General features: G+C 70.0%; 12 protein-coding genes. 8 read left to right on the top strand and 4 right to left on the bottom strand.

Features of this window, described 5'->3' with window-relative positions; translation table 11 throughout:
• Window positions 1–167: 167 nt before the first annotated feature.
• The 4 genes from leuC (at window position 168) to ACWEBX_RS06775 (ending at window position 3,471) form a co-directional block, all read left to right on the top strand.
• Window positions 168–1,592: a 3-isopropylmalate dehydratase large subunit gene (gene leuC, locus ACWEBX_RS06760; protein ID WP_451883821.1), complete on the top strand. Its 1,425-nt coding sequence runs from the start codon at window positions 168–170 to the stop codon at window positions 1,590–1,592.
• Between the two features lie 5 nt (window positions 1,593–1,597).
• Complete coding sequence (gene leuD / locus ACWEBX_RS06765) at window positions 1,598–2,191, top strand: 3-isopropylmalate dehydratase small subunit (protein ID WP_451883822.1); 594 nt, start codon at window positions 1,598–1,600, stop codon at window positions 2,189–2,191.
• 275 nt (window positions 2,192–2,466) lie between these two features.
• On the top strand, window positions 2,467–2,697 hold the full coding sequence (locus ACWEBX_RS06770; protein WP_451883823.1) for an SCO5555 family protein: 231 nt from the start codon (window positions 2,467–2,469) through the stop codon (window positions 2,695–2,697).
• Between the two features lie 138 nt (window positions 2,698–2,835).
• Complete coding sequence (locus ACWEBX_RS06775) at window positions 2,836–3,471, top strand: HU family DNA-binding protein (protein ID WP_451883824.1); 636 nt, start codon at window positions 2,836–2,838, stop codon at window positions 3,469–3,471.
• Between the two features lie 91 nt (window positions 3,472–3,562).
• Here ACWEBX_RS06775 and ACWEBX_RS06780 read toward each other — a convergent pair whose 3' ends face one another.
• Together ACWEBX_RS06780 and cofC are read right to left on the bottom strand one after the other, a co-directional pair.
• Window positions 3,563–3,766 carry a hypothetical protein gene (locus ACWEBX_RS06780; protein WP_451883825.1) on the bottom strand — a complete coding sequence of 68 codons (204 nt, stop codon included), beginning with the start codon at window positions 3,764–3,766 and terminating at the stop codon, window positions 3,563–3,565.
• Between the two features lie 34 nt (window positions 3,767–3,800).
• Complete coding sequence (gene cofC, locus ACWEBX_RS06785; protein ID WP_451883826.1) at window positions 3,801–4,439, bottom strand: 2-phospho-L-lactate guanylyltransferase; 639 nt, start codon at window positions 4,437–4,439, stop codon at window positions 3,801–3,803.
• A gap of 144 nt (window positions 4,440–4,583) precedes the next feature.
• Between cofC and ACWEBX_RS06790 the strand changes: the two genes are divergently transcribed.
• The 3 genes from ACWEBX_RS06790 (at window position 4,584) to ACWEBX_RS06800 (ending at window position 7,636) form a co-directional block, all read left to right on the top strand.
• Entirely contained in the window at window positions 4,584–5,354 is a 771-nt protein-coding gene (locus tag ACWEBX_RS06790) for a lysophospholipid acyltransferase family protein (RefSeq protein ID WP_451883827.1), read from the top strand.
• On the top strand, window positions 5,351–6,361 hold the full coding sequence (locus tag ACWEBX_RS06795) for an NAD(P)H-dependent glycerol-3-phosphate dehydrogenase (RefSeq protein WP_451883828.1): 1,011 nt from the start codon (window positions 5,351–5,353) through the stop codon (window positions 6,359–6,361). The genes ACWEBX_RS06790 and ACWEBX_RS06795 overlap by 4 nt, the downstream gene beginning before the upstream one ends.
• 117 nt (window positions 6,362–6,478) lie before the next feature.
• Complete coding sequence (locus ACWEBX_RS06800; protein WP_451883829.1) at window positions 6,479–7,636, top strand: D-alanine--D-alanine ligase family protein; 1,158 nt, start codon at window positions 6,479–6,481, stop codon at window positions 7,634–7,636.
• 21 nt (window positions 7,637–7,657) lie between these two features.
• Here ACWEBX_RS06800 and ACWEBX_RS06805 read toward each other — a convergent pair whose 3' ends face one another.
• The gene (locus ACWEBX_RS06805) at window positions 7,658–8,167 is read right to left on the bottom strand and encodes a DUF3515 domain-containing protein (protein ID WP_451883830.1); all 510 of its coding nucleotides are present in this window, start codon (window positions 8,165–8,167) and stop codon (window positions 7,658–7,660) included.
• Between the two features lie 20 nt (window positions 8,168–8,187).
• Entirely contained in the window at window positions 8,188–8,421 is a 234-nt protein-coding gene (locus ACWEBX_RS06810; protein ID WP_451883831.1) for an Lrp/AsnC family transcriptional regulator, read from the bottom strand.
• 206 nt (window positions 8,422–8,627) lie between these two features.
• Here ACWEBX_RS06810 and ACWEBX_RS06815 point away from each other — a divergent pair, with 206 nt between their 5' ends.
• Window positions 8,628–9,593 carry a thiamine-phosphate kinase gene (locus ACWEBX_RS06815; protein ID WP_382790889.1) on the top strand — a complete coding sequence of 322 codons (966 nt, stop codon included), beginning with the start codon at window positions 8,628–8,630 and terminating at the stop codon, window positions 9,591–9,593.
• Window positions 9,594–9,711: the final 118 nt, after the last annotated feature.

Raw genomic sequence — 9,711 nt, forward strand, 5'->3', positions numbered from 1 at the left:
GTGAAACGCAAGTTCAATTTCCGGTGGAACGCGCCACCCTTGTACACACAGCGGCCCGCGGACCAACGGGCCCGGCGGACGACGTCCGGCACGAGGGGTGCGGACGTCCACCGCCCCGGAAATCTCTAGTTGGGCCGGCGCCACACAAGCCGGCCGGAGGGAAAGCGATGGGTAGGACACTCGCGGAGAAGGTCTGGGACGACCACGTCGTCCGGCGCGCCGAGGGCGAGCCCGACCTCCTCTTCATCGATCTGCACCTGCTGCACGAGGTGACCAGCCCGCAGGCCTTCGACGGCCTGCGTCAGGCGGGCCGTCCGGTGCGGCGCCTCGACCTCACCATCGCGACCGAGGATCACAACACCCCGACCCTCGACATCGACAAGCCCATCGCGGACCCCGTCTCGCGTGTCCAGCTCGAGACGCTGCGCAAGAACGCCGCCGAGTTCGGCGTGCGGCTGCACTCGCTGGGCGACGTCGAGCAGGGCGTGGTGCACGTGGTGGGACCGCAGCTCGGTCTGACCCAGCCGGGCACCACGGTGGTCTGCGGCGACTCGCACACCTCCACGCACGGTGCCTTCGGCGCCCTGGCGTTCGGCATCGGCACCTCTCAGGTGGAGCACGTGCTGGCCACCCAGACGCTGCCGCTGGCCCGCCCCAAGACCATGGCCATCACCGTCGACGGCGATCTGCCCGACGGCGTCACCGCGAAGGACCTGATCCTGGCGATCATCGCCAAGATCGGTACGGGCGGCGGCCAGGGCTACATCCTGGAATACCGCGGCCCCGCCATCGAGAAGCTCTCGATGGAGGCCCGGATGACCATCTGCAACATGTCGATCGAGGCCGGCGCCCGCGCGGGCATGATCGCCCCCGACGAGACGACCTTCGACTACCTCAAGGGTCGCGCCCACGCTCCCGAGGGCGAGGACTGGGACGACGCCGTCGCGTACTGGAAGACGCTGAAGTCCGACGACGACGCCGAATTCGACACGGAGGTCGTCATCGACGCCGCCGCCCTGTCGCCGTTCGTCACCTGGGGCACCAACCCCGGCCAGGGAGCGCCGCTTTCGGCGAACGTCCCCGACCCGGCTTCGTACGAAGACGCTTCGGAGCGGCTGGCAGCCGAAAAGGCCCTGGAATACATGGGGTTGACCGCCGGGCAGCCGCTGCGCGACATCAAGGTCGACACCGTCTTCGTAGGTTCGTGCACCAACGGGCGTATCGAGGACCTGCGCGCGGCCGCCGAGATCGTCGGGGGCCGTAAAGTCGCCGACGGCGTACGGATGCTGGTCGTCCCCGGTTCCGCGCGGGTCGGGCTCCAGGCCGTCTCCGAGGGTCTGGACGTGGTCTTCAAGGAGGCCGGCGCCGAATGGCGGCACGCGGGCTGCTCGATGTGTCTGGGCATGAACCCCGACCAGCTCGCCCCCGGTGAGCGCTCCGCGTCCACCTCCAACCGCAACTTCGAGGGCAGGCAGGGCAAGGGCGGCCGGACGCACCTGGTCTCGCCGCAGGTCGCCGCGGCCTCGGCGGTCCTCGGCCACCTGGCCTCCCCGGCCGATCTGTCCGACGCCCCCGTGCCCGCTGGAGTCTGAGAGCCATGGAAGCATTCACCAAGCACACCGGCCGGGCCGTCCCGCTGCGCCGCGGCAACGTCGACACCGACCAGATCATCCCCGCCCACTGGCTCAAGAAGGTGACCAGGGACGGCTTCGAGGACGGTCTCTTCGAGGCCTGGCGCAAGGACGCCTCCTTCGTCCTCAACCAGCCCGAGCGCCAGGGCGCCACGGTTCTGGTCGCGGGCCCCGACTTCGGTACGGGCTCCTCCCGCGAGCACGCCGTCTGGGCGCTGCAGAACTACGGCTTCAAGACCGTGATCTCGTCCCGGTTCGCCGACATCTTCCGCGGTAACTCGCTCAAGAACGGCCTGCTCACGGTGGTTCTGGACCAGAAGATCGTGGAGGCGCTCCAGGAACTGTCGGAGCGGGACCCGCAGGCGGAGATCACGGTCGACCTGGAGGCCCGCGAGGTGCGCGCCGAGGGCGTCACCGCCGCCTTCGAGCTCGACGAGAACGCCCGCTGGCGGCTGCTGAACGGGCTGGACGACATCTCCATCACCCTCCAGAACGAGGGCGACATCGCGGCGTACGAGGCCAAGCGGCCCTCGCACAAGCCGAAGACGCTCCAGGTCTGACCCCCGGGCCGGGCCACGGCCCGGCCCGACTCATTTCAGCCACGCAACACCCCTCTGTACCCCCAATCGTGGACGGTTGGGGGTACAGCCATTTCCGCTCCCGGAGGGCCCCCGCAGGCCCCCACGAGGCCGGTCAACTCCCTTAGTTACAAGGCGGGTTGCCTGGGTAGTCGGGTACGTGGGCGACTTCCGGCCAAGGGGGTCAGGAGGCCTCCGGGGGGCGGCAGTTACCCCCTGCGCAGGCGACAACTCGCCCCAGATGGCACAATCTGTGCATGGAACGTGACGGCCAACTCGAGCTCTACACGGCGGTCGCGCACCAACTCAAGGAAGCGCACACAAGAGTGCGCGCACTGCAAGTCCCGGAGGGCGTACGGATGGCGCTGACCCGGAAGCTGCTGGTCATTACGGCCGCGGCCAAGCACGATCTCGCCGACGCGGCAAGGCGGCTGGAGCGGTTCACCACCGACCTCGACGAGGGCCGATTCCTCGAAGGGGATCACTGACGAACTGCGCTACGGCCCGAGTTCGTTGCGGCACAAGGGTGATTAGCCCGTTTCGTGTTTGATTTGCGGTATATATCTGCCTAACGTGCGAAAAAGCTTGAACGCATTCGTTCGGGCAATGTCTCCGAAGGGGAAGACGTGAACAAGGCGCAGCTCGTAGAAGCGATTGCCGACAAGGTCGGCGGGCGTCAGCAGGCCGCCGACGCGGTCGACGCGGTACTGGACGCCATCGTCCGTGCGGTTGTCGGCGGAGACCGGGTCTCGGTCACGGGCTTCGGTTCCTTCGAGAAGGTCGACCGTCCCGCCCGTTACGCCCGCAACCCTCAGACGGGTGAGCGTGTTCGGGTCAAGAAGACCTCCGTGCCGCGGTTCCGTGCCGGCCAGGGCTTCAAGGACCTGGTGAGCGGCTCGAAGAAGCTCCCGAAGAATGACGTCGCGGTCAAGAAGGCCCCGAAGGGCAGCCTCTCCGGCGGCGCTTCCGCGACGGTGAAGAAGGCCGCGGCCAAGAAGGCCACCACCGCCAAGAAGGCGGCGGCGAGCAGGGCCGTGGCGAAGAAGACCACGGCGAAGAAGACCACGGCCGCCGCGAAGAAGACCACGGCGAAGAAGACGACGGCGAAGACGGCCGCCGCCAAGAAGACGACGGCGAAGACGACCGCGGCCAAGAAGACCGCCGCCAAGAAGGCTCCGGCGAAGAAGGCCACGGCCAAGAAGGCCCCCGCCAAGAAGTCGACGGCTCGCAAGATCACCGCCAAGAAGGCCACCGCCCGCTAGAGACGGGTACAGGGCACCTCACGCGCCGGGCCGGGCTCCCCAGGGGAGCCCGGCCCGCGGCGTGTCCGGGAACGCCCGCCGGCACGGGGGTTCAGAACGTCTGCAGCGTGATCAGGGTGATCCGGAGCTCCGCGCCCTCGCCCTCGGTCTCGATCCGCACCCGCTGCCCCGGCCGCAGCAGCCGCAGCCCGCCGGCGTCGAACGCCGGACCGGCGAAGGGCACCGGTGTGCCGTCGTCGAGCAGCACCTGTCCGCTGCGGGTCTCGGGGTCGTACGTGTACGAGGTCGCCTGCATGGGGGCAGCCTACGGCTCGTCCGCCGGCGTCCGCCTACTGCCCGGGAATGAGCAGCCGTGCCGCCGCGGCCGCCGTGCGCGGTCCCACGCCGAGCGTCAGCGCCGCCCGCAGATCCTCCCGGGTGTCCACGTCCCGGCGTACGGAATCCACCGCGTCGAGACGGAGTTCCGCGGCCCCCGAGGCGCGGTGGCGGGCCCGGGAATCGCCGCCGAAACCGGGGAGCAATTCCCGGCCGGGGGATGCGGCCAGGAGTGTGGTGCCGATTGCAGCAGCATCGGCCAGAAAAGCGCGCGGGAATTCCCCCGCGGCGGTCAGTACCCGGGCCAATTCCGAAGGCCGCAGAGCGGGCAGATCGGCGTTCAGGGCCGCGACGGCGCTTTCGGGATCCCGGGCCCTTACGACACCCGCGCCGTGCGCCAGCGCCGCGTTGAGGCCCCCGCCCGGCTCGTCCGCGATGATCCGCGCGCCGAGCGCGGCCAGCTCCCTGCCGGCCACGACGTCGCCCGTGACGACCGCCACACCCCGCACGGCGGCGCAGGCCAGCGCCGCCGCCACGGTGTCCTGCGCGAACGCGAGGGCGAGGCCCGGGCGCAGTACGTCGGAGGCGGTGTCCGCGAGCCTGCTCTTGGCGCGCGCCAGGGGTTTGAGGGGTACGACCAAGGTCCACCGCACGAGCGCTCCACCCTCTCCAGTCACGCCTTATTGTGACCTGGTCACCCTGGCGGTCCGGGTGTCGGGGCGTACGGTGTTCTCGACAGACAGGCGGCCTGGAGCGACACTTGTGCGGCCCCCCAGGCTCTAGAGGAAGGTGTCCGCGTGCCCCGCCGCAGAATCGGCTTCTGGTACCGCTTCGCAGCGGTTCTCTGCAAACCGCCGCTCGTGGTTCTGATCAAGCGGGACTGGCGCGGGATGGAGAACATTCCGGCCGAGGGCGGATTTATCACCGCGGTGAACCACAATTCCCACGTGGACCCGTTCGCGTATGCGCACTACCAGTACAACACCGGGCGTGTTCCGCGCTTCCTGGCGAAGGCCGGGCTTTTCAAGAAGGGATTCGTCGGCGCCGCGATGCGCGGCACCGGACAGATTCCCGTCTACCGCGAGAGCACCGACGCCCTGAGCGCCTTCCGGGCCGCGATCGACGCCGTGGAACGCGGTGAGTGCGTCGCGTTCTACCCCGAGGGCACGCTCACCCGTGACCCCGACGGCTGGCCGATGACCGGCAAGACCGGTGCCGCGCGCGTCGCCCTGCAGACCAGGTGCCCGGTCATCCCGGTCGCCCAGTGGGGCGTCAACGAACTGCTGCCCCCGTACGCCAAGAAGCCCGACATCCTCCCGCGCAAGACCCACCACGTGCTCGCGGGCCCGCCGGTGGACCTCTCGCGCTACTACGACCGGGAGATGAACCCGGACCTCCTCAAGGAGGTCACCGAGGTCATCATGGCGGCCATCACCGCGCAGCTCGAGCTGATCCGCGGCGAGAAGGCGCCCGAGAACGTGTACGACCCGCGCGAGGTGCGCATCGCGCAGCGCCGCAAGGCCGTGACCAAGTCGAAGGCACAGCAGGAAGAAGGGCAGGGCACGTGAGCAAGCCGGTCAGGGCGGCCGTCTTCGGAACCGGATCGTGGGGTACGGCCTTCGGCATGGTGCTCGCCGACGCGGGGTGCGACGTCACCCTGTGGGCACGCCGTCCCGAACTCGCCGACGCGGTCAACTCCACGCGGATGAACCCGGACTACCTCCCGGGGATCGAACTCCCGGAGAACCTGCGGGCCACCGCCGACCCGGCCGAGGCCGCCCGCGGCGCCGAGTTCACCGTCCTCGCCGTCCCGTCCCAGACACTGCGCGGCAACCTCGCGGAATGGGTGCCGCTGCTCGCCCCCGACACCGTGCTCGTCTCGCTCATGAAGGGCGTCGAACTCGGCACCGTGAAGCGGATGAGCGAGGTCATCGAGGAGGTCGCCAAGGTCTCCGCGGACCGCGTGGCCGTGGTCACCGGACCCAACCTCGCCAAGGAGATCGCCCAGCGGATGCCCGCGGCGGCGGTTGTCGCCTGCCGCGACGAGGCGGTGGCCCGGCGCATCCAGACCGCCTCCCACACGCCGTACTTCCGCCCGTACACGAACACCGACGTGGTGGGCTGTGAACTCGGCGGAGCCGTCAAGAACGTGATCGGCCTCGCCGTCGGCATCGCGGACGGCATGGGCCTGGGCGACAACGCCAAGGGCTCGCTGATCACCCGCGGCCTGGCCGAGACCACCCGGCTCGGACTCGTCATGGGCGCGGACCCGATGACGTTCTCCGGCCTCGCGGGCCTCGGCGACCTCGCCGCGACCTGCTCCTCGCCGCTGTCCCGCAACCACACCTTCGGCATCAATCTCGGCCGGGGCATGACCCTCCAGGAGACCATCGCGGTCACCCGGCAGACCGCCGAGGGAGTCAAGTCCTGCGAGTCGGTGCTGGATCTGGCGCGCCGGCACGGCGTCGACATGCCGATCACGGAGACGGTCGTCAGCATCGTCCACGAGGGCAAGCCGCCGGTGGTCGCCCTCAAGGAGCTGATGGGGCGCAGCGCGAAGTCCGAACGCCGCTGAGCCGTCCCCGCCGAACCGCCAGGTGGGCGACGCTCCGCAACGGTGGGTACGACGCTGAGCAACAGCCGCCGTGGGGCGCTGACTCACCGTTGTACCACCGGGTACTCTCAACGCGATATGAGCACCGAGAACCTCCCCCAGAGCCCTGAGCAGGCGCCGCGCAAGCCGCGCGTGGCCGTCGTCTTCGGCGGCCGCAGCTCCGAACACGGGATCTCCGTGGTCACGGCCGGCGCCGTCCTGAGCGCCATCGACCGTACGAAGTACGACGTACTGCCGATCGGCATCACCCAGGACGGCCGTTGGGCGCTCACCGCGGACGAGCCGGAACGCATGGCGATCGTCGACCGCAAGCAGCCCAGCGTCGAGCAGCTCGCCGAGTCCGGTGAGGGCGGCGTGGTGCTCCCCGTCGACCCCGCCAACCGTGAAGTCGTCTACAACGAGCCCGGGTCGGTCCCCAAGGCGCTCGGTGAGGTCGACGTCGTCTTCCCCATGCTGCACGGCCCGTACGGCGAGGACGGCACCCTCCAGGGCCTCCTGGAGCTGTCCGGCGTCCCCTACGTCGGCTCGGGCGTCCTCGCCTCGGCCGTCGGCCAGGACAAGGACTACATGAAGCGGGTGTTCACCTCGTTCGGCCTGAAGGTGGGCCCGTACGTGGTGATCCGGCCGCGCGAGTGGCAGCAGGACGAGTCCGCCGCCCGCAAGAAGATCATCGACTTCGCGGGTGAGCACGGCTGGCCGCTCTTCGTGAAGCCCGCGCGCGCGGGTTCGTCGTTCGGCATCACGAAGGTCGACGACCTCTCGGGCCTCGACGAGGCCATCGCGGAGGCCCAGCGGCACGACCCGAAGATCATCGTGGAGGCGCTGCTGCGCGGCCGCGAGATCGAGTGTGGTGTCCTGGAGTTCGAGGACGGGCCGCGCGCCTCGGTCCCCGCGGAGATCCCGCCCGTGCAGTCGCATGCGTTCTACGACTTCGAGGCCAAGTACATCGACGCCGCCGATGGCATCGTGCCGGCGCCGCTCACCGAGGAGCAGACCGCCGAGGTCCGCCGGCTGGCCGTGGAGGCCTTCGACGCGGCCTCCTGCGAGGGCCTGGTCCGCGCGGACTTCTTCCTCACCGAGGACGGCGAGTTCGTCATCAACGAGATCAACACGATGCCCGGCTTCACGCCGATCTCCATGTACCCGCGGATGTGGCGGGAGACGGGCGTGGGCTACGCGGAGCTCGTCGACCGTCTGATCCAGGCGGCGCTGCGGCGGTCCACCGGACTGCGCTGAGCAGCCCGCGGGACCGGTACGTCAGTCGGCGATCCCCTCGGGGATCGCCTTCTTGACGGAGGCGGCCAGGTCGACGAGCGCGCCGGTGGCATCGGTGCCCTCGGGCACGGTGACCTGGACGTACGCCAGACGCGAAGCGGTGGTCAGGCGGGTCGTCCCGTCGTCCTGCCGCTCCATCAGCCAGTCGACGCCGTTCACACCGCCGGCGACCGCCTTCGGGTCGTCGCCGTTCGCCACCTTCGGGTCCGTCATCTTCACAGGCCGCTGGACACCGCAGCGCAGTATGATCGCCGGGCTTCCCCAGCCCGCGGTCAGCGCGGACCGGGGCTCCGGGTCCTCACGGCGCCTGCCGTCCACGGTCCGCGGCAGCGCCTTGTCCAGGTTCCGGCACAGCTCGGTGACCTTCGTGCCCGGGTTCGGAACCGCGACGGACGCGCTGTCGTCTGCTGAGGAGCAGCCCGCGATCGCGATCAGCGTCGCGAGAGCGGGCAGCCCGAGGGAAGCGGAGTGCCGGTGACGGAAGAAGTTCACCGGCCAAGGGTAGACGGGGGCTACAGGTGCACGACCGGACAGGTCAGGGTGCGGGTGATGCCGTCCACCTGCTGGACCCTGGCCACCACCATGCGACCGAGTTCGTCCACGGTGTCGGCCTGGGCGCGCACGATCACGTCGTACGGTCCTGTCACGTCCTCGGCCGTGATCACCCCCGGGATCTTGTTGATCGTCTCGGCGACGGTCGACGCTTTGCCGACCTCCGTCTGGATCAGGATGTACGCCTGTACCACGGAACCTCCAGGGCGGCCACGAGGATCATGTGGGGAAAAGGAACGCCACGGTATCGCGTTGCCGCTCGCCGCGGGGAGACCCGCGGTGACTGGGGCTCGCGCGCCGGGGTGGAGGGACTGCGCAAGTTGACGGTCAACTCGACCGTACCGAGTACTCAGACGGCTCGCGACCGGGCACGAGCAGCGACAGAGGGAGCACGACGATCATGAAGGGCACCGTGGGCGAGTTGGGGGAGTTCGGGCTCATCCGAGAGCTCACCTCGCGCCTCACCACCACCCCGGCGGTCCGGGTCGGCCCCGGCGACGACGCCGCGGTGGTGGCAGCGCCGGACCGCAGGGTCGTGGCGAGCACCGACATCCTCCTCGAAGGGCGTCACTTCCGCCGCGACTGGTCCACGGCGTACGACGTCGGCCGCAAGGCCGCCGCGCAGAACCTCGCGGACATCGCCGCGATGGGCGCCGTACCGACCGCGCTGCTGCTCGGTCTGGTCGTGCCCGCCGAACTCCCGGCCACCTGGCCCTCGGAGCTGATGGACGGGCTGCGCGACGAGTGCCAGGTCGCGGGCGCGGCCGTGGTCGGCGGGGATGTCGTACGGGGCGAGACCATCACCGTCGCGATCACCGCGCTCGGCGATCTGCGCAACCACGAGCCGGTCACCCGGGCCGGCGCGCAGCCCGGCGACGTCGTCGCCGTGACGGGCTGGCTGGGCTGGTCCGCGGCCGGGTTCGCGGTGCTCTCCCGGGGCTTCCGGTCGCCGCGCGCGTTCGTCGAGGCCCACCGCCGGCCCGAACCGCCCTACCACGCGGGTCCGGCCGCCGCCGGGCTCGGCGCGACGTCGATGACGGACGTCAGCGACGGACTGATCGCCGACCTCGGGCACATCGCCGAGGCGAGCAAGGTACGCATCGACATCCGCTCCGGGGACATCGACATCCCCTCGCAGATGAACGACATCGGCCAGGCTGTCGGGGTCGACCCCATCCAGTGGGTGCTCACCGGCGGCGAGGACCACGCGATCGTCGCCACCTTCCCGCCGGACGTGAAGCTGCCCGCGCGCTGGAAGGTGATCGGCGAGGTCCTCAACCCGTCGGCGCTGCCCCGGGTGACCGTGGACGGCGCTCCCTGGACGAGCAAGGGCGGCTGGGACCACTTCGGGGACATCGAGTCCTGACACCCCGCGCGGGGCCCGGATGACCGGGCCCCCCCCCGCCCGGGGGGCCGCCGCCCCCCCACCGCCAGGCGAATTTACACCTCAAAAAAACACACAAAAAAAACCAAAACATATTATC

It is taken from the genome of Streptomyces sp. NPDC005070, from assembly GCF_053600395.1.